The sequence below is a fragment of the Pseudomonas sp. MDT1-16 genome, from assembly GCF_054898115.1.
Genome location: NZ_CM142717.1, coordinates 4,554,577 through 4,576,536, shown reverse-complemented (window position 1 = coordinate 4,576,536; position 21,960 = coordinate 4,554,577). Strand labels below are relative to the sequence as shown.

Sequence of the window (21,960 nt, the reverse complement as noted above, 5' to 3'; positions counted from 1 at the left end):
TGCAACACGCCTATTGAGTTGAAGAGGAGCCTCATGTTGCAATCCAATTAGCTGAGTGAGTACCTCGATCGGGCACTGCCAGTTAAATCGCTTGCGTGGTCGGATGGTCAGCATATACGCAAACTTATCCAGCTCCTCTTGGCTGTGCTTGGACAGGTCGGTTCCCTTCGGCAAAAACCGGCGGACAAGGCTGTTGGTGTTCTCGTTGGTCCCGCGCTGCGCCGACGACGGCAGCGCCAAGCCGCAATTGGCTATCGACTCCTCGGCCTTGGGTGGCATGTACGCCGGGGCGATCAAACTGGTGGGCACCGAAGCCGGGGTCGGGGTGAAACTCGATGGCAACCTGGCGGCCAGTGGCGGGGATATTCAAATCGACGTCAACGGCCACCTGAGCATGGTCAAAGCTACCGCCAGTAATGTCGTCGACATCAAAGCCAGAAGCCTCGATGCCCACGGACCGGTGTACGCCGGAACGCAATTGGCCGTGCAGACCGCCGAAGACCTGGTCAACCGTCAAAGCCTCGCCGCCAGGGACACGGTGCGTCTGAGTAGCGGCGGCAAACTGAACAACCTCGGTGTCATCGAAGCCGGGGTCAATGCCGACAATAGCCGCAACGCCAGCGGTGATCTTGCCCTCAACAGCCAGGCCCTGAGCAACAGCGGCAGCCTGTTGGCCAGCCGTTCCTTGAACGCGCAGGTCAGTGGTGCGCTCGATAACCAGAACGGCATCATTCAGGGACGCAACGTCACGCTCAACGCCGCTCGATTGCTCAACCAGGGGCTCAATGCGCGGATCTTCGGCGAAGGCAGTCTGGCGTTCAACGCCCCGGCCATTGTCAACCTCAACGGTCTGATCCGCTTCGCCGATGGCCAGGCGGCGACCCTGACCCTCGACAGCCTGGACAACCGCCAGGGCCGCATCGAAATCGCCGGCGGCAGCCTGACGCTCAAAGCTCGGGAGTTGAAGAATGGCGACGGCAAAATGATTGCCGGGCGCCTGGACCTCGACACCCGTCAACTCGACAACACCAACGGTTTGATCGCGGCCAATCAGACCAACGCCAAAGTCACGGCCAGCGAGCGTCTGGACAACGGCAAAGGAAAAATTCAGGCGCAGACAGCCCTGTCGTTGTCCGGCGGCGAACTGCTCAACCAGGGCGGCACGCTGGTCGCCGATAAAGTGACCGTCAACGCCACCCGCCTGGATAACAGCCAAAAAGGCGTGATCAGCGCCGAGGGTGGTGCACTGGACCTGACCCTCGACGAAGACCTCGATAACCACGACGGCAAGGTGCAGGCCTCGACCCGACTGAGCGTCACCGCCCAGAGCATCAACAACCGCAACGCCAGCCTGACGGGCAAAACCCTCGAGCTGACCAGCCGCGGCAAACTCGACAACACGCAGGGCACGATCTCGTCCGAAGACAGTGTTCTGGGTACCCAGGATCTGGACAACACTCAGGGGCTGATTCAGGGCACCGCGGGCCTCAAAGTTGTTGGCCGTGACCTGGATAACACCGAGGGCAAGCTGCTGGGCGGCACCGTCCATACGACACTCGACCATCTCACACAGAACACCCACGGCACCTTAAGCGCCGAGACCGGCACGCTCATGCTGATCGTCACTCAACACCTGAACAATGCCCTGGGTCGTTTGCAGGCCACCCACGGGGACGTGGACATTCAGGCCGCGAGCCTGGACAACCGCCAAGGTGTCGTGGCCGGTCAGCAAGTGTTGTTGGTCGCCGAAGGCGGGCGCATCGACAACCGTGGCGGGCGGATCATGGGTGATCGTCTGGACCTGCAAGCCGCCAGCCTCGACAACAGCGATAAAGGCCTGTTGGCGGCCGGCGTTGACGGCGCACGGTTGATCCTCAAGCAAACGGCTCCCGGTCAGTCACAGTTGCTCAACCTCAAGGGCCGGATTCAAAGCGAAGCCGGTCTGCGGATCGAGAGTGACACGGTCGACAACAGTGCCGGCGTCCTGCTCGGTAAAACCGTTGACGTCACCGCGAGGCAACTGAGCAACAACGACAAGGGCGGCATCGTCAGCAGCGATGGCACCCTCGAACTGAAAGTCGCCGGTGTTTTCAGCAACGTCACCGGCGTGGTCGACGCCGCTGATCAGCGCCTGCTGCTTGAACAGCTCACCCAGCTCGACAACCGTGGCGGCACTTTGCGCGGCAAGCGTCTGGACATCAGCAGCACGGCCGTCGACAACCGCAACGAAGGCCAGATCATCGCCGGCAGCGATGGCCTGAAAATCGTCGGCACAAGCCTGCAGAACCAGCAAGGTGTGATCCTCGCCAACGGCAGCCACGGGGAACTGGCGCTGGGCCAGGGCAGCCTGCAGAACCAGGGCGGGACCCTTCAGGCCGACAGCCTGGACATCACCGCCGCCGACCTCGACAACAGCGCCGTCAACGGTAAGGCCGGGCTGATGTCCAGTCTGCTGGGCGACCTGAAGTTGACGGTCACTCGCCTGACCAACCGCGCTGGCAAGTTGTTTGCCAAAGACCAGGTCATCTTCGATGGTTCAAGCCTGGACAACGCCGGCGGTGAAATCAGCGGCACCCTGCTGGGGCTCGAAGCCGTCAGCCAGATTCTCAATCAGGGCGGGTTGATCGAGTCGGCCACCGACCTGAAACTCATCAGCGGCCAGTTGAATAACAGCGCCGGTGGCCAGGTCCGCGCGCTCGGGGGCGCGTCCAGTCAGATCAAACTGACCGGCAACCTGAACAACCAGAACGGCGTCATCGAGATCGGCAGCCAGAACCTGACCCTCAGCGGCGTTCAGCTCAATAACCTCAGTGGCCGCGTACGTCACGCGGCGCAAGGTCTATTCGACCTCGACCTGAATAACCTGACCGGCAGCCAGGGCAGCCTCACCGGTCTGGGCAATGGCAGCTGGGACATTGGCGCCGTCAATGGGGTGGGCACCTGGCAGCTCAATGGCGGCCTGACCTACACCAGCGCGCAAGACCTGACCCTCATTGCCGGTGACCGTATCGCCAGCGCTTCGGCGCTGAGCCTGAATGTCGCCAACCTGAACAACGCCGGTGAACTGCTCAGTGACGGCAACCTGTCGCTGAGCCTGGGCGGCAATCTGCTCAACAGCGGCCGAGTCTCAGCCAAGCAAAAATTGACCATCGGCGCCAACGATCTGATCCAGCGCGACGGGCGTCTGGTCAGTGGCGGCGACACCGAACTGACCCTGCGCGGCACCCTCGACAACCTCGGCCGCCTGATCGCCAATCAAAACCTGACGGTGACGGCGGCTCGGATCGATAACAAAGGCACCCTCGGCGCTCAAGGCAAGGTCACTTTCAACGCGGCCAACGGCATCAGTAACGGCGCCGATACCCTGTTGTTCAGCGGCGGTGCAATGGAGTTGCACGGCAACAGCCTGAGCAACTATTACGGCGACATCTACAGCCGCGGCAACCTGACCTTCAGTGCCCTGAATGGCGGCCGTGCGGCCTCGTTCAGCAACCTGTCGGCCACTGTCGAAAGCGAAGGCGACATCGACATCAACGTCGCGTCGCTGGTGAACGCCAAATCCGAATTCGAACTGACGTCCGGGCAATCTTCCGGCAGCCTGAAGTGGAAATGCGGCCAGCACTGCGATGGTAGCGACGGCTGGAAACGCGGCAAGATCACCCTCATCACTGAGTTCAACGACACCGTACTCAAGGACTCTCGCGCTTCGCGGTTGGTGGCCGGCAAAAACTTCACCGTCCACGCCAATCAGGTCGAAAACCGTTACAGCCTGATGGCGGCCAACGGCAACCTCGACCTGACCGCCGACAGCCTGCTCAACCAGGGTGCCGCGTCACGTTCGGGCCACCGCGTCGTGACCATCGGTACTCCCGGTCGTATCGACAACAGCCTCTGGGACAAGATGGAGTACATCGATGTTCCGGCGTTCAATGCGGCGACCGCGGCAGGTAATTTCGATGAAGTGCGTTTCAAGGAACTCAGCGACCGTTCGAGTGACGACCGATTCGCCGTGCAGAGCGACGTCACCACCTGGAATGAAAACGGCAACACCGTTTACGCCGCCGTATTGCAAGCCGGTGGCAACGTAAGACTGAACGTCACCAACAACATCCAGAACGGCACGCTTTACGAGAACACCTACGGCCAACTGACCGGTTCGCTGAGCAGCGAGCAGACGGCCTCGGTCGGCGGTATCAACATCAACCTGGGCAAACGCAGCACCGACGCCAGCGCCCAGGTGCCCAAGGACATCACGCGCATCGAACGCGTGGATGCCGATGGCGTGAAGCAAGTCCGCTTCGTCCCGGTCGACTTCCGGGGTGTGCCGTTTGCCGCCGTGGACCCGACGGCGTCTTCGACCTTCCGGCTGCCCCAAGGGCCGTACGGAATGTTCGTGCAGAGTCGCAATCCGCAAAGCCGTTACCTGATCGAAACCAACCCGGAGCTGACTCAGTCGGCGCCGTTCATGAGTTCCGATTACCTGCTGGGCAAGCTCAACTTCAGCGCCGATGAAGCCGCGCGGCGCCTCGGTGACGGTCGTTATGAATCCCGTTTGATCAGCGATGCGGTGCTGGCCAAAACTGGCCAACGCTTTCTCGCCAACGGGCTGAACGACGATAACGAGCAATTCCGTTATCTGATGGACAACGCCCTGACCAGCAAAACCGCGTTGAACCTGTCCGTGGGCGTAAGACTGACGTCCGAGCAGGTCGCGGCCCTGACCCACGACATCGTGTGGATGGAAGAGCGCATCGTCGATGGCCAGAAAGTGCTGGTGCCGGTGCTGTATCTGGCGCAAGCCGAATCGCGCAACGTGCGCGGCGGCAGTCTGATCCAGGGCCGCGACCTGACCCTGATCGCCGGCAACGACCTGGTCAACGTCGGCACCCTGCGCGGCACCCACAACCTGTCCGCCGACGTCAAAGGCAGCCTCTATCAGGGCGGTCTGGTCGAAGCCAAAGAGCGCCTGAGCCTCATGGCCACGGACAGTATCCGCAACGCCCTGGCCGGCGAAATTCGCGGCAATCAGGTCAGCCTCGCCACCCTCAAGGGCGACATCGTCAATGACCGCACCGCCATCGCCGTGGGTGCAGGCTCCGGCATGCGCACCCTGGTCGATGAGGGCGGCAGCATCAGCGCCCGCGACACACTGACCATCAAATCCGCCCGCGACCTGACCAACTCAGCGGCCATCAGCAGCGGCGGCGACGCCAGCCTGAGCGCCACCCGCGACCTCAACCTGCTGGCCACGCGCAACGAAAGCGAAATCCACGAACTGGCAGACGGCGGCCATCGCTCCACCATCACCACCACCGTGGAAAACCTGGCCTCCAGCGTCACCGCCGGCGGCAACCTGACCCTTAACGCCGGCCGCGACATCAACGTCATCGCCAGCACGGCCAAGGCCGAAGGCAACCTCACCGCCGACGCCGGGCGCGACCTCACCCTGGCCTCGGCCGGCGACGAACACAACGTCGAAACCCGCAGCAAGGACGGCAAAAAACGCATCCACGAAGAGGACAACCACACCGTTCAGAAAGCGGCTGAGTTCAGTGCTGGCGGCAATGTCAAAACCAGCTCCGGTAGGGACACGACGCTGATCGCGAGCAAAATCAGCGCGGGGAACGAGGCGTATGTGTACGCGGGTAATGACCTGAATCTGCTGGCGGCGCAGAACAAGGATTACACGCTGTATGACATGAAGGAGAAGGGCGGTTGGGGCGCCGAGAAAACCCAGCGTGATGAAGTCACGCAGATCACCCATGTGGGCAGCGAGATCAAGACCGGGGGCAACCTGACGCTGATCAGCGAGGGCGATCAGCGCTATCAGGTGGCGAAGCTGGAGAGTGGCAAGGACATCACGTTGGACAGTGGCGGGGTGATTGTTTTTGAAGGGGTGAAGGACCTGCATGACGAGAGCCACACCAAGAGTGATGGCGATGCCTTCTGGACCTCATCGAAAGGCAAGGGCAATACCGACGAGACACTGCGCCAGACCCAGATGATTGCCAAAGGCAACATCACGATCAAAGCCGTCGAAGGCCTGCAAATCGATCTCAAGCATATTGACCAGAAGAGTGTCAGCCAGACCATCGATGCGATGGTCCAGGCTGATCCGCAATTGGCTTGGCTCAAACAAGCTGAAGCACGCGACGATGTGGACTGGAGGCAGGTCAAGGAAATCCATGAGTCGTTCAAGTACAGCAACTCGGGATTAGGGCCAGCATCGCAATTGATCATTGCGATTGCGTTGGCTGCCGTCATGGGGCCGATGATGGCCGGCATGAACACGATGTTGCAGGCGGTCGCGGTGAGTGCCGCGACAAAGGCCACTGTCAGCACCATCGACAACCGGGGCAATCTTGGCAAGGTCATCAAAGACGTTACCTCGAAAGACAGTATCAAAGGCTATGTGACAGCCGCCGCGACAGCCGGCGTGATGCAAGGGCTCAATTACAATCCGGGCGCACTGGGGCTGGATGCCAAGAGCATGCAGATTGTGGCGGTCAAGGTCACCGCCGATGCTCTGATCAAAACGGCTGTTTACGGCGGAAGCCTGAAGGACAATCTGGCCAGTTCGGCTGTCAGCGCGGCCGCAAGTATCGGTGGCGCTGTCGGGGCTGGGGAAATTGGCGATCTCAACCTGCCAGAAGGCGGTTTGGCAAAAATCCTCTTGCATGCGGGCCTGGGTGGTTTGCTGGCTGAAGCGATGGGCGGTGATTTCCGCACCGGAGCGCTGGCGGGTGGCGCTAACGAGATACTGGTCGGATTGCTCGGTGACAAGCTCTTGCCTTCGAACCTTGTCCCGGGCTCTGCGGAATACAACCAGGCCCAGGCCAACCTCCTTGCGCTGTCGCAAATTGTCGGTGTGCTAGGCGCAGCAGCTTCCGGGGGCGATGTCGGGGTGGGCGCTGCGGTGGCGGCGAATGCAACGCAGTACAACTACCTGACTCACCAGGCATTTGATGAGGTCGATAATTGCCTGTCGGGCAGACTTGCTCCACTCAGCAGCAGAAAGACGCGGCGATCGCGAAGGCTGAGAAAATGAGTGAGTTTCTGGATTCTGAAATGCGTAGCATGTGTGATAAAGCTCCTCAAAGTGATGGCTGCCGGACGGCGGTGAACGCTGCGATAAAGTACATCGCCATGCAGGATGCATGGAATATCATGCACAGTGATGTTTCTCGCACATCGCAAAGTACCTTTAACTATCTCTATAGTACGGAAGGTGCGTCCGACCGGTTGGTTACCTATCTGAATACTATCGACAATCGAGCAAATTTTTTTGGAGCCAGTAATCTCTATGAACAACAACTTGGGATAGGGGCCAAGTGGTTCTGGGGTGCGGAGGCCGTTTCTAGGGCGCCATTGAATGGGTTAGGTGCAGATGGAAATGCATCTTACATAACCTTTGGTCTGGGTTGGTTGTTGGCTCCAGTATATAGCTGGCGTACAGCGGCTGGTGATGCACTGATCAACGGCGGGTTCGATAACTTCAAGGGTCTATTCAATAAAGTCAGTACTGATCCTGTTGCTTGGGATATAAATCAATTAAAGACCGAGCAGTCTTTACTGCAGTCAATTCATGAAAGATTTTTGGAGGAGCACCATATTTTTCAGAATATTGGAAGGCTAGCTACTGATACTTCAATTTGGCCCGACTCCATTGTTGGTGCCAATGGTGGGGTGTCTATTTTGGACTATAAATCTCGGGTGGAATTTGGTTGCAAATTACTGGGGCACTCTAAGAGTCAAGGTTGTGTGCCATGAGTAGAGTCATTTATCCACGTCGTAAAGTTTTTCTGGCTTTTTTTCTTTGTCCGCTAGTACTTGGATTCATTGCCGGAATTATCAGAACAGTAGCAGTGCTCGCCGAGTTGGTGAGTAATCCAAAATTGTTGGGTTCGGTGAGGGGCGCTGAATTGCTGTTAATGCCGTTTTTGACCCCTCTTCTCATACAGTTAGCTTTCTTTCTGCCGTTTCTGGGTTACGCATTGGCGATTGCATTAATTAAAGTCAAGAAAACACCGCGTAACTGTATGGTGGTTTCCTTTTTGGGAAGTTGTATAGCAACATCGTGGGTATTGTTGTTTATTTCAAATGTGGTGCAAAATATTAAGGGGGCTCAGTACTCAGACTATGTCGTTGAGCTTCTGATACTGTTCGTCGCATCGATGGCTACCTGTTGGTTAACGGCCCATTTCTTTTTGCCTGAGGAAGGTTATGTCGAAGATTAGATGTGGTAGGGTGTGTTGGGATAGCATTGAATCGTTGATTTTAGCGTGGTCTGTCCGACATTGTTTCTACAGGTTTAACTATCCATAAAAATCTGAGAGATTTTTTGCAGGGGATGGCCGTGAATAATAAGGTCACTTAGATCACCAGTTAACTTGATTTTATTTGTTCGATAAGGAGTGCTCGATGCGTTTTTTTGGTTGTTGGCTCCTATTGAGCTTGGCAGCGCTGCTGTCAGGCTGCAACACCACTCCCTACGACAAGGCGACGATTTACTACGATCGAGCGCAGTTCCCTGAACAAATCGTGAAAGACTATCCGGCGTTGAGTGATCCCATTCTCCAGCACGGACGTTGCTCGCTGATTATTGCTACGCCCGGTTCGAACACTGGTACTTACTACTTCTGCACCTATGCGCTGACGGCGAATGGGCTTTATGTGCAAGGATGGGACGCCAAGGTGCTGAAGTATGTGGAGATCGTGCACGTTGATTTGTCGATGCTCAAAAAAATATCCCTTTATTCATTCTTGCGAACGAACCAGCTTCAGTTGACAGAGGAGCGACGTCAGATAGCACTGAGTGCCTCCATTGACGAGGGCGGGTATGTCGATACTGCAGCCACTGAGCGTTTGTTCGAAACGATTAAACGCAAGGGTGTTCTCGTGGTGAAAAGCGAAGGCATGATGAACCCGCCTGCACCTGCGACGCCGATGATCATTCCAATCATCGTTCCGAAGTGAAGGCGCGATGGGGCAATTTTGGCTGAATGCGCAATGTGAAACGGGCGACCCATAGGTCGCCCGTTTTGCATTCACTCCGCAGCCTGCGCCCGCAACCGTCTGCCAATCACATCCATCAAATCACAACCATCGCGCAACGGGATGGCCAGCAGTTTGGAAAAGTCAGAAAGCACCACCGTGTCACAACCAATCTCGGCACGAAAGGCGATGTTCTCCAGCACCTGAGTGACGGTGCGGATGCGGTAATCCGCCATTGCTTGCAGGACGTCGAGTGGCGCTTGGGTATCAATAAGCAGAGAGGCCGGGATCAGGTCGATTCCGGTGAGGGGCATGTATCTATCCATAGCTGGAGTCTCTCGCAATTAAAAAGGACTCTCTGTGATCAGGTCGCCAAACCCGGTCACCTTTTGGGCGACGGGCTGACTATAGTCCTCATCCTTCAATCATTACAGGGGGCTGGTTCTGAGCTTTGTGTAGGGTATTTACTCTGTTGCAGTCGGACGTCTGAATGCAATTTTCACAGCACCACTTACCTCCTGTGGGAGCTCGCTCGCGAAAGCGGTGTATCAGTCGATATCCATGTTGAATGTTAGTCAGTCTTCGCGGGCAAGCCCACTTCCACAGGGGATTTGTGGTGTTCACTGGGACTGTGGCTAACCCGGGACCCAGTGAGAACGGGCCTTACTCCCCGTGGCAGCAACTGGCCGCTGCCTTGTCTTCGTACCGGTCGTGATGCCTTACCCACTCCATGATTTCCTCTTCATTGCGCCCCTTGGGTGTGAGATCCAGGTAGTTATAGGCCCCGACCAACATGTCCAGACCTCGGGCATAGGTGGAGTAGGTGTGAAAAATCTCGCCCGCTTCGTTGCGATAAAACACGCTGAGGCCGGGGAGTTCTTCTTCGGTGCCGTCGGATTTTTCGTAGTTGTAGGTGGCTTTACCGGCGGCGACGTCTTCTGCTCGGGCCGAGACGCCGAAGTCGTAGTTGAAGTCGCAGCCTTCTGACGACACCCAATCGAATTTCCAGCCCATGCGTCGTTTGAAGGCCTGGAATTCGACGAACGGTGCGTGGGAAACCGCCACCACGGCGACGTCATGATGGGCCAGGTGTTGGTTGGCGCCGTCGATGTGGTCAGACAGGAACGAGCAGCCGGAGCAGCCTTCGTCCCAGCCTGTGCCAAACATGAAGTGGTAAATGACCAACTGGCTACGGCCGCCGAACAGGTCAGCCAGTTTCAGTTCGCCGTTAGGGCCCTGAAAATGGTAGTCCTTGTCGATTTTCACCCAGGGCAGGGCGCGGCGTTCGGCGCTGAGTTTGTCGCGTTCTTTGGTGAAGGCTTTTTCGTGGGCCAAGTGTTGCTTACGGGCGGCGAGCCATTCTTCTCGGGAGACGACGGGATGATTCTGAATGTTCATTGGGATTCTCCTGCGGGGTGCTGGGAGGTGACTTACACAGCCTAGTCGTTTGGCCTAAGCCCAATTCGACATGCCACCGGTCGGTACAGGCAAAAACCTTGGCTGAACGGCTTCGAGCCGCGCCGGTCACAACTTAAGAAGGCCATCTCACTCACAGGCTTTGGAGGTTGAATCAGGATGACCACTTACAACTGGGATTTGATTGAACGCTTGCTGCACGAAGTGCAACACGGTGAGGCCAGTTTTACGCCGCGACCGTATGCCGAGCAGTACGTGGCGGAGAAAGCTTCGGAAGGCGAGCAGACTGAAAATCTGGATCACCTGAAAACGGTGGCCGGTGAGTATGAAAAGTTACTGTTGGCGCGCGGTTATATCGAGCCTCGACCAGAGGAACAGGGTGGCACGGGATCGAACTACATTTTGACGCCTCGAGGCTCGAGTTTATTGAGCCTGATCGACAGCAGTATTCCGGGCAATAACCATCCGCGGCAGGTGTTGGATGAGCAGGAAGATGCGCTGGATGAGGCGACGTTTGATGGGGTGGCGTCGAAGGCGCAGATTGCCTGAAGATCCCCGATAACCATAGATGTGGGAGCGGGCTTGCTCGCGAAAGCGTTGTAACAGTCGACAAAAAAGTTGAATGTTAAAGCGCTTTCGCGAGCAAGCCCGCTCCCACATTACTGGATTGATGTTGACGACTTAACCCTTCGCGGCTTTCAGGCACTTCAAATCATTGAAGTCTTTGCGCACCCCTTCTATTTTTTTCAGCAACTGCTGGCGCTGTTCCGGTGTGCTTTCGGCCATCAAATCTACAAACAGTCCCCGTGCCTGGGCTTCGGTGTTGGCGAAGGCCTGGCGATAAGCGGGCGTCCACAAGCTCTCGCGATTGACCAGAAGCGTCTCGATACGCTGTGGGAATTCTGGACTCTGGCGCTGCGCAACCGCTGCACTGAACTGCTTCTGCCAATGGACTCGGTTGGCGATCCATTGCGTATTTTGGTCACCCAAGCCGTTTGACCACGCGACAACGCGTAGCTGCTGGGTTGCGCTGAGCGGGCCGAGCCAGTCATTCAGGCGTTTTTCCATGCGCTGGCCACGTCCCTTGATCTGTTGATCGAGGGACGGTTTGAGGTAACGCTCCTGGCGTTTCTTCTGGTCCTTGGCGAAGGAGTCGTTCATCTCTGCGACTTGCTTGTCATCCAGCCCCTGTAACAGCTCAATGGCCGACGGGGTGATTTCCCGGGCGGTCTGGGCGATGGCGGCTTTGGCTTCCTGAGTGCGGGTTTGCAGCGCAACGTCGGTGACCTTGTTGGTCTCGACCATGACCTGTAAGCGGTCCAGCCAGTCGAGATAGCCCGGCAGTTGCGTGGTGCAATGCCAGCTCAGGTGCTCTTTGAGGCGCTCGTCGAACCATTCTTTCTGCTCCCCGTGCATGTTCAGGTAATCGCTGAGCGTCCAGGGAATGATCACATCGAGATTGCGATAGGCCAAGCCCACGCGGCTGCACGCACCGAGCACGAAACTGAGGGTGATAACGAGGGCGAGATACTTCAACCAGCGCGACATGGGCGAATCCTTTGCGAAGGTCTGGTTTCTTTAATTGGCTTCTCTATGTGAGCGCAGAATGATCCTGGCAGTTCAGCCGATCAATAAAAGGCGCGTTCGGCCTTGAGGGTGACCAGCCCGTCGCATTGGCTGTTGCGCCCGGAATAGGCGGAGCAGCTGCTGCCGCTCAAGCTGGAGTCACTGTAGATCAGGTCCAGATCGACGCCCATGAACGGCCGAGAAAGTTGCACTGACCAGTCGGTGAAATTGCCTACATTTCCACCGTCGACGGACACCGGCGTGTTGAGCTGGTGGGTGGTGTATTTCATGCTGATCCCGATGCCGAACGGCTGATTGCCACCGAGGTCGGCGAACACGGTGCTGTTCTGTTTGTCCGGGTCGTTGCTGAACGCTGCGCCAAAACGGCTGCCCAGAAAGGTCAGTCCACCGAAAAGCTCTTGGCTGTCGAGGGTGTCCACTTTCGGGTAGCTGTAACGGATCATGCCGACTTCGTACCCGAGGGTACTATCGAAAGGCTGTTTAAAGCCCATGTAGTAGTCGACTTCAAGGTTGGCCCCTGGCGTTAAACCCATGCTCGGTGCCCATTGGCCCACGTAAAAACCGCTGCCGTGACTCAGGTCGAGACCACCGTGGAACGAACCGGTGCTGGCAGGTTTGACCAGCCCCTGGGCCATGCTGCGGCTGGGGGTGGTGCCGAGTTTAAGATCGAAGTCGCCCAGTTCACGCTGAAAAATTTGCGCATGGGCGACCGAACACGACAGCAGGGTGCCGAGCAATAAATAGGAGGGTTTGAGCATGCGTCACTCCATGACAGCGAGGGGCAGGAACAAAAACCTACTGAAACGCTTGATCTAGACGTGTGCAAGCATACCGGCGAATGCTCGGCATCGAAGGCCGTTCGTCGATTTTTGAAATATTGATGTGCTTGGCGGGGTGTTGCGAGGGGGGTTCCAGTCCAAGCGCTTCGAAGCTCAAAGCGCTTAGGGACCAGGTGACGCGGCGGATCTTGGGAAGTTACTTCTTACCCAGGGTGATCTGCTTGGACGGGCCGAACGTCTGGCCGCTAACGCCTTTGGCAATTTGCTGGATCTCGCCGCCGGACTTGAGGAACGCAGCAATCTGGTTGTTGATCGATTCGCTGGTTTCAACGGCTGGAGCTGGCTTTGCTTTGCTGTTGGATGCTTTTACACGCATGGCGGCCATTAACCTATAGAAAATTAACTTGGCCAGGTATCGTACAGGAAATACTTGACAATTGCTTGGCAAATATCCCCCCGAAATACACAAGGCAGATGAAGCATCTATCGCAAGTTAGTATTCTTGATCACCCCCTAAGCTGCTGTTTTAACTAAGAACCATCGTCAAAAAACACAGTTTTTTGCTTGGCTGGCAGGTGCGCAAGTCGCCAGAACGGCCTGACGAGCGGCCAGGCGCGTGCGGTAGAACCCAGGAAAATTAAGCCCTTCAGAGGATTTTCTTCCGCCACCGGGCTGGCCAGCGAACGCGGCCCGCAAAACCGGGTAGAATGCCGCCCACGCAATGAGGGTATTGGAAATGGCTTTAGTCGGGCGCTACAACAGTTTGCAAGTGATTAAACACACTAACTTCGGTTTATATCTGGACGGTGGCGCGGAGGGCGAAATCCTCCTGCCTAATCGTTATATTCCCAAAGATATTCCCAACGAAGATGAAGATTGGCTCAACGTTTTTATTTATCTGGACAGCGATGACAAACTCATCGCAACTACCGAAAAACCGAAAGTTCAGGTCGGTGAGTTCGCCAGTTTAAAAGTCGTTGAAGTCAACAGCATCGGTGTTTTCCTGGATTGGGGCTTGCCGAAGGATCTGCTGCTGCCGTACTCCGAAGAAAAGCGCCAGATGACCGCCGGCGAGTATGTCGTGGTGCACGTCTACCTCGACAAGCACACCCGCCGCATCACCGCGACGGCGCGTCTGGACCGCTACCTCGACAAGACCCCGGGTAACTACACCCCTGGCCAGGAAGTTGATTTGCTGGTGGCCGAAGCCACCGAAATGGGCTTCAAGGCAATCATCAACAACAAGCACTGGGGCCTGATCCACAAGAACGAAATCTTCAAGTTCATGCGCGCCGGTAAAGAAGAGAAGGGCTTTATCAAAGAAGTCCGTGCCGACGGTAAGATCAGCCTGAGCCTGCAACCTGTGGGCGAAGAAGCCGCCACCAGCCTGAACTCGAAGATTCTCGCCAAGTTGCGCGAAAACAATGGCAGCCTGCCGGTCAGCGACAAGAGCGACCCGACGGTGATCAGCAGTATGTTTGGCGTGAGCAAGGGCAACTTCAAAAAGGCCATCGGTGCGTTGTACAAGAACGGCCAGATCGTCATTCATGCCGATCGCATTGAGCTGAGCTGACCTTACTCCGGACCCCTCGTAGCCTTTACTGTCGAGTCGCTGCCATGGATTGTGTTGTCGAGGTGTTTAGGTGAGCGCCACCCGGCGCAGCGCCGATGGGTTTGCCCTGCAAGTGATGATTGGGTTGTGCCTGATCTGGGGTATTCAGCAGGTGATGATCAAATGGGCGGCGCCAGACATCGCGCCGGTCATGCAGGCCGCCGGGCGTTCGGGTATTTCCGCGTTGCTCGTAGGATTGTTGATCTGCTGGAAGGGCGGCTGGGATCAAGTGGGCAACACCTGGCGCGGTGGACTACTGGCTGGCGCGCTTTTTGGCCTGGAGTTCTTGTTCATTTCCGAAGGTCTGCAACTGACCACAGCCGCGCACATGTCGGTGTTCCTCTACACCGCGCCGATCTTTACCGCACTGGGCGTTCATTGGTTGTTGCCGAGTGAGCGTTTAAGACCGGTCCAGTGGCTGGGGATTTTCCTCGCCTTCGTCGGGCTCGCCATCGCGTTTGCCGGTGGGGTTTCCTGGGACAACCTCGATCACCGTATGTTGATGGGCGATGCGCTGGGCGTACTGGCCGGCGCGTCCTGGGGTGCAACCACGGTGGTGGTGCGCGCTTCGCGCCTGTCGGAAGCGCCGGTGACCCTGACGCTGTTCTATCAATTGATTGTTGGTTTCGTTGGCCTGTTGCTGATCGCGATCCTCAGCGACCAGGTCACCCATGTCAGCCTGACCACCGTCGCGGTGGCCAGTGTGTTGTTTCAGGGATTGGTGGTGTCGTTTTTCAGTTACCTGACCTGGTTCTGGCTGCTGCGCCGTTACCTGGCGGCGAACCTGGCCGTGTTTTCGTTCATGACGCCGCTGTTCGGCGTCACGTTCGGTGTGGTGCTGCTGGGTGAAGAACTGAGCTTCAACTTCGTCATCGGTGCGGTGCTGGTGCTGCTGGGGATCACGTTTGTCAGCGCTGAGCAGTGGGTGCACCGTCGTTTGCGCAAAGCCCTCGGGCAGCAGTGACCGGGCTTAGCAGTAAACCGCCAGCCACCAGCAAACCACAGCCAGCGAACACCAGCGCTGGCTGCAAACCACCACTGAAATGGCTGCTCAACGCCGCCAGCAACGGCCCGCTGAGCTGGCCCACGGCAAAGCACGCCGTCAGCAGCCCGGCGAGCGTAGCATCACCAGCTGCATGCAGGCCAGGAACGGCGTGCCGCAGAGGATCACGCCCAATGCCAGCCCAGGACTGCTGCCCAACAGGCAGGAGAAAACCTCGACGGCTTGCAGCCACAAAGTCGCCATCAGCCAATGACGAGTAGCGTTCGGGTTATGTCGACGCAAACTCACCAGCACCACGCCGATAGCGGTCGCCAGGCCGAAGCACGGCCAGAACAGATCAGCCATCCAACGCGTGGCTTGAGCAGCAACAATTGGTCTATCCGTCGACGCCGAGCTAGGCTCGTGCGATGGCTTGAACTATCGGTCAGGTATTTTGATCAATTCAGTAACAGATCATTGCGACTTTGGGCGAGCAATGCGTAGGACTTCGGACTATTATCAGTGCGAAGTGGCTACAGAATTTTGGCCACTCGGCACTACCCTGAAGGGGGCACCATGAAAGAGAAAATCCAAAATTGGCTGCACGACTTGGGTGTCGCACTCGGTTTGATCGAACCGCCTCTGCAACCTGTGCCCATTCGCACTGACGACGAACAACGCCGACGCCAGCAGCGCCGCCGGTAATCGTGACGCAGCCGATGTTGTAGCAGCTGCCGAGCACCGCGAGGCTGCGTTCGGCAGCATGCAGGTTTACGACTGCTTCGCAGCCGTGCGCAGCCTCGCGGTGCTCGGCAGCTGCTACAGGGGAACGGGCGAGTTCATGAAGTGGCGAGCTCAACGCCGCCCGATCTCCATCAAAAACCGACGCAGGTCATTCGCCGTCCTGGCGGTCTTGAGCATCTGATCTTCCTCAGCCGTAAACGCCGTCAAACCCAGTTCATCTTCCAGATGGAAGATCAGCTCTTCGATATCTTCTTTATCCAATCCCAATTGCGCCAGGCTGGCGTTGTCGTCGAAGTCATCCTGACCCTCCATCAGGCGGCTAATGAAACGATGCACGACGGCACGAACGGCAGCTCTTTTCATTGGTCATTCTTCGAGGGCGTTATTGTTGTTGTCCCTGAGGCTGAGTACAGCAGGCTTCAGGCGTGCAAGCGCTGCCACTCGTCAATCATCGTGCGCAAATGCTCCCCGGAAAAACTCCCGAAATGCCCGCCATGCACCGTGCGGATAGGCAACTTGCGCAAACGCTGCAGGCTGCGGGCGTAGTCGTCGAGGTTGGAGTGGTAGGCGTCTTCGATCAGCGGCCCGTCGTAGATGATGTCGCCGCTGAACAGGGTCTCGGTCGCCGGTTCGTACAGGCTGATGCCGCCCGGTGAATGCCCCGGCGTGTGCAGCACTTGTAGCGTGCGGTTACCCAAATCCAGCACGTCGCCTTCTTCGATCAACCCGGTGGCTGGGGCCGCTTTGACCCGGTACTCGGCGTAGCACAACGGGCAGTCGGGATGCGCTTCGAACATCTCGTCGCCGACAAACGCCGTGCTCAGTGTGTTCTCGCCGTCCGGTGACGCGAGGATTTGCGCTTCGGCCGGATGTACCAGGCGTTCGGGGAATTCGTGATGGCCGGCGATGTGGTCGAAATGGCAATGACTGGCCACGGCGACCAGCGGCCGTTCGGTGATCCACGGCAGTTGCTCGCGCAGGCTCACTAGCCCGGAACCGCTGTCGAGCAGCAAGTCCTTGTCGCGACCCTGGATGTGCCAGAGGTTGCAGCGATAGAAGGGGCGGATGTAAGGCTCGTGAATCAATCGGATGCCGTCACTGAGCTGTTTCACCTCGAACCACTGATCGCGAGAAACAATCTTCATCAAAGGTTTTCTCCAGACGAAAAAAACGGGTGTGGCAACCGACGCCACACCCGTCGAAGAAAGCATCAAGTCGTTATGTTCAGCTTAGGCGGCGCTGGTCACCATTGCAGGACGACGGGACAGCAAGCTGACCACGACGAAACTCACCAGACCCACGCCGAGGCTGTAGTAGATCGGGGTGTTGGCGTCCATTCCGTCCTTGAACATGAACACCAGCGCCGTGGCAAAGCCCATGCCCATGCTGGCGATGGCGCCGGCGGTGGTTGCGCGTTTCCAGAAGATTGCACCGATCAGCGGGATCAGCATGCCGCCCACCAACAGGTTGTAAGCCAGGGTCAGTGCGCTGATCACGTCGTTGACTACCAGTGCGATCCCAAGTACCACGATGCCGGTCAGCAGGGTGAACAGGCGGTTGATGCCCAGGCTCGACTGTTTACCGCCGCGCAGTTTCGGCAGCAAGTCTTCGGTCAGGGTGGTGGACGCGGCGAGCAAGCCGGCGCTGGCGGTGGACATCATGGCGGCCAGGGCAGCAGCGATCACCAGACCACGGATACCATCCGGCAGGGACAGTTTGACGATGGCGGCGAAGGCGTTATTGACGTTGTCCAGGTCCGGGATCAGTACATGAGCGGCCATGCCGATCAGGGCACAGGCGAGGCCGTAGAAGATGCAGTAGATACCCGCGAAAGTACCGGCGTATTGAGCGACTTTGGCGGTCCGGACGGTGAACACACGCTGCCAGATGTCCTGGCCAATCAGGATCCCGAAGAAGTAGATCATGAAGTAGGTGATGATGGTGTCCCAGCCGATGGTGCTGAAGTTGAAGGCTGCTGCCGGCAGTTTCAACACCAACTCATCCCAACCGCCGACGCGGTACAGGCAGATCGGCAACAGGATGAACATCAGGCCGACGGTCTTGATCACGAATTGGACGATGTCAGTCAGGGTCAGGGACCACATGCCACCGATGGCCGAGTAGACCACTACCACGCCACCGCCGAGCAGTACCGAGATCCAGAACGGCAGGCCGAACAACACTTCCAGAACGGTGCCGATCGCCAGGATCGAAGTCACGCCGATCATCAGCGCGTACGCCAGCATGATCGCCGCGCTCGCGGAGCGGGCCATCGGGTTGTAGCGTTTTTCCAGGACCTGGGTGACGGTGTAGATTTTCAGCTTCAGCAGCGGTTTGGCGAGGAACAGGTTCAGCGCCACGATCCCGCAGCCCAGTGCGGCGCAGAGCCAGAAACCGGAAATGCCATGGACGTAGCCCAGACGCACGGTGCCGACAGTGGACGCACCACCCAGAACGGTAGCGGCCATGGTGCCCATGTACAGGGTAGGGCCGAGGTTACGCCCGGCGACCAAGTAGTCTTCGTTGGTCTTGGCCTTGCGCATGCCGAAGTAGCCGAGTACCAGCATCGCGGCGGCGTAAATGAGAACGACGAATAAATCCAATGCCATGATGGCGTGTCTCCGATTGTCTTTTTTATGGTGAAACGAAAATCAAACTTTGTAGGAGCAAGGCTTGCCCGCGAAGGAGACGCCGCGGTCCATCAGGCCGACCGCGTTATCGTTCTTCGCGGGCAAGCCTCGCTCCTACACTACCGCCGGTTTAGCGAGCGAATCCGTGCCCTTGCTGCGTGGATCGTTTGGTCCGAACACCGCTGCCGATTCCGGGAACAGGTTCAGTAGCGCCAGGTACACCAGCGAGGCCAGGCCCAGTGTGACCGGCAGGCTGATGTCGATGCCGCCAGCCAGATTGCCCAACGGACCCACAAACTGCCCCGGCAGGTTCACAAAGCACAAACCCACCAGTGCACTCGGGATCCAGGCACCCAGGCCACGCCAGTTCCAGCCATGCGTGAACCAGTAACGACCCCCTTTCTCGCCACGGGTGAACACTTGCAGGTCATCCGGGCAGTAGAAGCCGCGACGCACCAGCAGGCCGATGATCATGATCACCATCCACGGGGTGGTGCAGGTGATGATCAGCACGGCGAAGGTCGACACGCTCTGCACCAGGTTCGCGGCAAAGCGCCCGATGAAGATGAAGGCAATCGACATCACGCCGATCAACAACGTTGCCTTGACCCGCGACAGCACACGAGGGAACACGCTGGACATGTCCAGCCCGGTGCCGTAGAGCGAGGTGGTGCCGGTGGACATGCCGCCGATCACTGCGATCAGGCACACCGGCAGGAAGAACCAGCTCGGCGAGACGGCCAGCAGACCCCCCACGTAGTTGTTGGCTGCGATGTAGTCCGGTGCCTTGATCGCCACGATGGTCGCGGTGGCGAGACCGAACAGGAACGGGATCAAGGTGGCGACTTGCGCGGCGATCACGGCGAACATGATCCGGCCTTTAGGGGTTTCGCGCGGGATGTACCGCGACCAGTCACCGAGGAACGCACCGAAGGAAATCGGGTTGCTCATGGCCACCAGCGCGGCGCCGATGAAGGCTGCCCAGAAGCCGGCCTGGCCCATGGCGACGGTGCCGGCGAACTGGCTATCGAAGGTCGGGGCGAAGGCGAAGATGCCTAGCAGGAACAGGGCGCTGGCCGCCCACACCGCGATGCGGTTGACCCACAGCATGAAGCGAAAGCCATAGATGCACACGGTCAGTACCAGGATCGCGAACAGACCGTAGGCCAGGCCCAGGGTCAGGTCGGTTTCCGGAAGACCGATCAGGCGTTTGGCACCACCGATCAGCGCATCACCCGAACTCCACACCGAGAGCGAGAAGAAGGCGATGGCGGTCAACAGCGACAAAAACGATCCGACGATCCGCCCGTGCACGCCAAAGTGCGCACCGGAAGACACAGCGTTGTTGGTGCCATTGATCGGGCCGAACAGGCCCATCGGCGCGAGGATCAGCGCACCGAGTAACACGCCCAGCACGATCGCCCAGACACCGGCCTGGAACGACAGGCCGAACAGCACCGGGAAACTGCCGAGCACGGCGGTAGCAAAGGTGTTGGCGCCGCCGAAGATCAAGCGAAACAGGTCGCTGGGTCGGGCGTCGCGCTCATGATCCGGGATCTGTTCGACCCCGTTTGTTTCGATGCTGCTAAGGCTTTTTTCTTTGTTGTTGTTATTCATGATCAGCTCCGATCATAAAGGCGCGCTCATCGATTGTGAGCGTCACCTGTTTGGCTAAGGGGGTGGCAGCCCTTCCGGCATCGCGGACAAATGTTCGTGGCAGGCCAGCCATAGGCCTTGTTGTTCTTGGCCAGACGCTTGTTTCTTGAAAACAATCGTCTCGCGCTCCTGGCTGAAGTGTTGCTCCCCTTGCATGCGCAGCTCGGTGGCCACGTCATGGATGAAAATCGCCACGTCACCCTGCAGGCTGACGAAAGCGTTGCTTGAAGTGCACGCAAGCACCTCGAAGCCATCCTCGGAGCGCCAGGTGTCCCACAAGACCTGATAGGCATCGCGCGACAGCAGGGGCTGCTCGAGGGTGTAGAACACGAAGCTGGCGTCGGCGCTGAACGCGCCGAAGTAAGCTTCGCGATCGTTACCGGCAAAGGCTGACACCAGATCGGCGGCAGCTTTCAATACCTGATCACGTTCGTTCATGACCGATCCTCAGCGGTGGGCCACGCCAGGCAGTACGCAGAGCATTTCGTACAGCAAGTTGGCGGCCAGCAGCGAGGTGTTGCCGGTGGTGTCGTAAGCGGGCGAGACTTCTACCAGATCGCAACCAATCAGGTCGAGGCCTTGGCAGCCGCGAATGATCTCAATCGCCTGAATGGTCGTCAGACCACCGATTTCCGGGGTGCCGGTGCCTGGCGCCCACGCGGGGTCGATGCCGTCGATGTCGAAACTCAGGTACACCGGACCGCCGCCGACTTTCTCGCGAACTTCGGCCATCAGCGGTGCCAGGGATTTGTGCCAGCACTCTTCAGCCTGAACCACGCGAAAGCCCTGTTTACGGCTCCAGTTGAAGTCTTCGGAGGTGTAACCCTGAGCGCGCAGACCGATTTGCACCACGCGATCGCAGTCGATCAGGCCTTCTTCGGCAGCGCGACGGAAGGTGGTGCCGTGGGCGATTTTCTCGCCGAACATGTGATCGTTCACATCGGCGTGAGCATCGATGTGCACCAGACCGACCTTGCCGTGCTTCTTATGAATCGCACGCAGGATGGGCAGGGTGATGGTGTGGTCGCCGCCCAGGGTCAGGGGGATCACGTTGTGTTCGAGGATGGCGTCGTAGGACTCTTCGATGATCCGTACGGCGTCCAGCAGGTTGAACGTGTTGATCGCCACGTCACCGATGTCAGCGACCGACAGCGAGTCAAACGGTGCAGCGCCGGTGGCCATGTTGTACGGGCGGATCATGACCGATTCAGCGCGGATTTCGCGAGGTCCGAAACGGGTGCCAGGGCGCAGAGACGTGCCGATGTCCAGCGGGACGCCAACGAAGGCAGCATCCAGACCGGCAGCGGTTGGCAAATGGGGGAGTCGCATCATGGTGGCGATGCCGCCGAAGCGCGGCATTTCATTGCCGCCCAGTGGTTGGTGAAGAATCTTGTCCACGGGTTCAGGCCTCATCTTTTTTATATTAAGAGCTGTATTAGGGGCCGATTCTGCGAAATGTAGTGGGCGGGAAGAATCGCTACGGGCAAATACTTAGTTCAGATTTTTCTAAACTAATGCCAATGACGGCGATAGACTCGCAATGCTTCATGTAGCAGCTGC

19 protein-coding genes and 2 pseudogenes are annotated in these 21,960 nt (G+C 58.1%); 8 read left to right on the top strand and 13 right to left on the bottom strand.

Translation table 11 applies throughout. The features are described from left to right. Nucleotides 1-15: 15 nt before the first annotated feature. Nucleotides 16-219, bottom strand: a pseudogene (locus tag ACYZT3_RS20960) (transposase); the annotation flags it as partial. Here ACYZT3_RS20960 and ACYZT3_RS20955 point away from each other — a divergent pair. The 4 genes from ACYZT3_RS20955 to ACYZT3_RS20940 all read left to right on the top strand — a co-directional run bounded on the left by ACYZT3_RS20955 (nucleotide 197) and on the right by ACYZT3_RS20940 (nucleotide 8,976). Next, nucleotides 197-7,048 carry a DUF637 domain-containing protein gene (locus ACYZT3_RS20955; protein ID WP_462030616.1) on the top strand — a complete coding sequence of 2,284 codons (6,852 nt, stop codon included), beginning with the start codon at nucleotides 197-199 and terminating at the stop codon, nucleotides 7,046-7,048. The pseudogene ACYZT3_RS20960 and the gene ACYZT3_RS20955 overlap by 23 nt on opposite strands. Then, complete coding sequence (locus ACYZT3_RS20950) at nucleotides 7,045-7,770, top strand: hypothetical protein (RefSeq protein ID WP_462030615.1); 726 nt, start codon at nucleotides 7,045-7,047, stop codon at nucleotides 7,768-7,770. Before ACYZT3_RS20955 ends, ACYZT3_RS20950 begins: the two co-directional genes overlap by 4 nt. Next, nucleotides 7,767-8,237, top strand: coding sequence for a hypothetical protein (locus ACYZT3_RS20945; protein ID WP_462030614.1), 471 nt, complete (start codon nucleotides 7,767-7,769; stop codon nucleotides 8,235-8,237). Before ACYZT3_RS20950 ends, ACYZT3_RS20945 begins: the two co-directional genes overlap by 4 nt. Nucleotides 8,238-8,421: 184 nt before the next feature. Next, a complete protein-coding gene (locus ACYZT3_RS20940; RefSeq protein WP_462030613.1) occupies nucleotides 8,422-8,976 on the top strand; it encodes a hypothetical protein in 555 nt (184 codons plus the stop codon). Between the two features lie 71 nt (nucleotides 8,977-9,047). On the opposite strand, the gene ACYZT3_RS20935 is transcribed toward ACYZT3_RS20940, so the two are convergent. Both ACYZT3_RS20935 and ACYZT3_RS20930 read right to left on the bottom strand, forming a co-directional pair. Further along, the gene (locus tag ACYZT3_RS20935) at nucleotides 9,048-9,320 is read right to left on the bottom strand and encodes a hypothetical protein (RefSeq protein ID WP_008076699.1); all 273 of its coding nucleotides are present in this window, start codon (nucleotides 9,318-9,320) and stop codon (nucleotides 9,048-9,050) included. A gap of 337 nt (nucleotides 9,321-9,657) precedes the next feature. Further along, nucleotides 9,658-10,392 carry a DUF899 domain-containing protein gene (locus ACYZT3_RS20930; RefSeq protein WP_462030612.1) on the bottom strand — a complete coding sequence of 245 codons (735 nt, stop codon included), beginning with the start codon at nucleotides 10,390-10,392 and terminating at the stop codon, nucleotides 9,658-9,660. A 177-nt stretch (nucleotides 10,393-10,569) separates the two neighbouring features. On the opposite strand from ACYZT3_RS20930, the gene ACYZT3_RS20925 reads away from it, so the two are divergent. Further along, nucleotides 10,570-10,959: a transcriptional regulator gene (locus ACYZT3_RS20925; RefSeq protein ID WP_282380798.1), complete on the top strand. Its 390-nt coding sequence runs from the start codon at nucleotides 10,570-10,572 to the stop codon at nucleotides 10,957-10,959. A 132-nt stretch (nucleotides 10,960-11,091) separates the two neighbouring features. Here ACYZT3_RS20925 and ACYZT3_RS20920 read toward each other — a convergent pair whose 3' ends face one another. From ACYZT3_RS20920 to ACYZT3_RS20910, 3 genes are all read right to left on the bottom strand, one after another. Then, nucleotides 11,092-11,958, bottom strand: coding sequence for a DUF6279 family lipoprotein (locus ACYZT3_RS20920; RefSeq protein ID WP_282380796.1), 867 nt, complete (start codon nucleotides 11,956-11,958; stop codon nucleotides 11,092-11,094). A gap of 80 nt (nucleotides 11,959-12,038) precedes the next feature. Further along, nucleotides 12,039-12,755 (bottom strand): TorF family putative porin, encoded by a 717-nt coding sequence (locus tag ACYZT3_RS20915; protein WP_282380793.1) that lies wholly within the window; start codon nucleotides 12,753-12,755, stop codon nucleotides 12,039-12,041. Nucleotides 12,756-12,972: 217 nt separating this feature from the next. Further along, on the bottom strand, nucleotides 12,973-13,161 hold the full coding sequence (locus tag ACYZT3_RS20910) for a hypothetical protein (RefSeq protein WP_017337097.1): 189 nt from the start codon (nucleotides 13,159-13,161) through the stop codon (nucleotides 12,973-12,975). 351 nt (nucleotides 13,162-13,512) lie between these two features. Here ACYZT3_RS20910 and ACYZT3_RS20905 point away from each other — a divergent pair, with 351 nt between their 5' ends. Together ACYZT3_RS20905 and ACYZT3_RS20900 are read left to right on the top strand one after the other, a co-directional pair. Beyond that, a complete protein-coding gene (locus ACYZT3_RS20905; RefSeq protein ID WP_462030611.1) occupies nucleotides 13,513-14,349 on the top strand; it encodes a CvfB family protein in 837 nt (278 codons plus the stop codon). A gap of 70 nt (nucleotides 14,350-14,419) precedes the next feature. Next, nucleotides 14,420-15,352: a DMT family transporter gene (locus ACYZT3_RS20900; RefSeq protein ID WP_462030610.1), complete on the top strand. Its 933-nt coding sequence runs from the start codon at nucleotides 14,420-14,422 to the stop codon at nucleotides 15,350-15,352. Here ACYZT3_RS20900 and ACYZT3_RS20895 read toward each other — a convergent pair. After that, nucleotides 15,297-15,736: pseudogene (locus ACYZT3_RS20895) on the bottom strand (YbfB/YjiJ family MFS transporter). The gene ACYZT3_RS20900 and the pseudogene ACYZT3_RS20895 sit on opposite strands and share 56 nt — an antisense overlap. 210 nt (nucleotides 15,737-15,946) lie before the next feature. Here ACYZT3_RS20895 and ACYZT3_RS20890 point away from each other — a divergent pair. Further along, nucleotides 15,947-16,075, top strand: a complete 129-nt coding sequence (locus tag ACYZT3_RS20890; protein ID WP_007914492.1) for a PA1414 family protein — start codon at nucleotides 15,947-15,949, stop codon at nucleotides 16,073-16,075. 150 nt (nucleotides 16,076-16,225) lie between these two features. On the opposite strand, the gene ACYZT3_RS20885 is transcribed toward ACYZT3_RS20890, so the two are convergent. The 6 genes from ACYZT3_RS20885 to speB all read right to left on the bottom strand — a co-directional run bounded on the left by ACYZT3_RS20885 (nucleotide 16,226) and on the right by speB (nucleotide 21,798). Continuing rightward, complete coding sequence (locus ACYZT3_RS20885; RefSeq protein ID WP_282380785.1) at nucleotides 16,226-16,477, bottom strand: acyl carrier protein; 252 nt, start codon at nucleotides 16,475-16,477, stop codon at nucleotides 16,226-16,228. 56 nt (nucleotides 16,478-16,533) lie between these two features. After that, nucleotides 16,534-17,259, bottom strand: a complete 726-nt coding sequence (locus ACYZT3_RS20880) for an MBL fold metallo-hydrolase (RefSeq protein ID WP_282380783.1) — start codon at nucleotides 17,257-17,259, stop codon at nucleotides 16,534-16,536. Nucleotides 17,260-17,343: 84 nt separating this feature from the next. Next, a complete protein-coding gene (locus ACYZT3_RS20875; RefSeq protein WP_282380781.1) occupies nucleotides 17,344-18,723 on the bottom strand; it encodes a sodium:solute symporter family protein in 1,380 nt (459 codons plus the stop codon). A 135-nt stretch (nucleotides 18,724-18,858) separates the two neighbouring features. Continuing rightward, nucleotides 18,859-20,361 (bottom strand): purine-cytosine permease family protein, encoded by a 1,503-nt coding sequence (locus ACYZT3_RS20870; protein ID WP_282380779.1) that lies wholly within the window; start codon nucleotides 20,359-20,361, stop codon nucleotides 18,859-18,861. 54 nt (nucleotides 20,362-20,415) lie between these two features. After that, nucleotides 20,416-20,838: a YybH family protein gene (locus tag ACYZT3_RS20865; RefSeq protein WP_282380777.1), complete on the bottom strand. Its 423-nt coding sequence runs from the start codon at nucleotides 20,836-20,838 to the stop codon at nucleotides 20,416-20,418. A 9-nt stretch (nucleotides 20,839-20,847) separates the two neighbouring features. After that, nucleotides 20,848-21,798, bottom strand: coding sequence for an agmatinase (gene speB / locus ACYZT3_RS20860; protein WP_131062549.1), 951 nt, complete (start codon nucleotides 21,796-21,798; stop codon nucleotides 20,848-20,850). Nucleotides 21,799-21,960: the final 162 nt, after the last annotated feature.

Bases quoted from the DNA above. Each gene is read 5' to 3' on its own strand.
- ACYZT3_RS20885 (WP_282380785.1), bottom strand. From the start codon at position 16,477: ATGAAAAGAGCTGCCGTTCGTGCCGTCGTGCATCGTTTCATTAGCCGC.
- ACYZT3_RS20945 (WP_462030614.1), top strand. From the start codon at position 7,767: ATGAGTAGAGTCATTTATCCACGTCGTAAAGTTTTTCTGGCTTTTTTT.
- ACYZT3_RS20905 (WP_462030611.1), top strand. From the start codon at position 13,513: ATGGCTTTAGTCGGGCGCTACAACAGTTTGCAAGTGATTAAACACACT.
- ACYZT3_RS20930 (WP_462030612.1), bottom strand. From the start codon at position 10,392: ATGAACATTCAGAATCATCCCGTCGTCTCCCGAGAAGAATGGCTCGCC.
- ACYZT3_RS20925 (WP_282380798.1), top strand. From the start codon at position 10,570: ATGACCACTTACAACTGGGATTTGATTGAACGCTTGCTGCACGAAGTG.
- ACYZT3_RS20935 (WP_008076699.1), bottom strand. From the start codon at position 9,320: ATGGATAGATACATGCCCCTCACCGGAATCGACCTGATCCCGGCCTCT.
- ACYZT3_RS20875 (WP_282380781.1), bottom strand. From the start codon at position 18,723: ATGGCATTGGATTTATTCGTCGTTCTCATTTACGCCGCCGCGATGCTG.
- ACYZT3_RS20950 (WP_462030615.1), top strand. From the start codon at position 7,045: ATGAGTGAGTTTCTGGATTCTGAAATGCGTAGCATGTGTGATAAAGCT.
- ACYZT3_RS20870 (WP_282380779.1), bottom strand. From the start codon at position 20,361: ATGAATAACAACAACAAAGAAAAAAGCCTTAGCAGCATCGAAACAAAC.
- ACYZT3_RS20915 (WP_282380793.1), bottom strand. From the start codon at position 12,755: ATGCTCAAACCCTCCTATTTATTGCTCGGCACCCTGCTGTCGTGTTCG.
- ACYZT3_RS20865 (WP_282380777.1), bottom strand. From the start codon at position 20,838: ATGAACGAACGTGATCAGGTATTGAAAGCTGCCGCCGATCTGGTGTCA.
- ACYZT3_RS20890 (WP_007914492.1), top strand. From the start codon at position 15,947: ATGAAAGAGAAAATCCAAAATTGGCTGCACGACTTGGGTGTCGCACTC.
- ACYZT3_RS20920 (WP_282380796.1), bottom strand. From the start codon at position 11,958: ATGTCGCGCTGGTTGAAGTATCTCGCCCTCGTTATCACCCTCAGTTTC.
- ACYZT3_RS20940 (WP_462030613.1), top strand. From the start codon at position 8,422: ATGCGTTTTTTTGGTTGTTGGCTCCTATTGAGCTTGGCAGCGCTGCTG.
- ACYZT3_RS20910 (WP_017337097.1), bottom strand. From the start codon at position 13,161: ATGGCCGCCATGCGTGTAAAAGCATCCAACAGCAAAGCAAAGCCAGCT.
- ACYZT3_RS20880 (WP_282380783.1), bottom strand. From the start codon at position 17,259: ATGAAGATTGTTTCTCGCGATCAGTGGTTCGAGGTGAAACAGCTCAGT.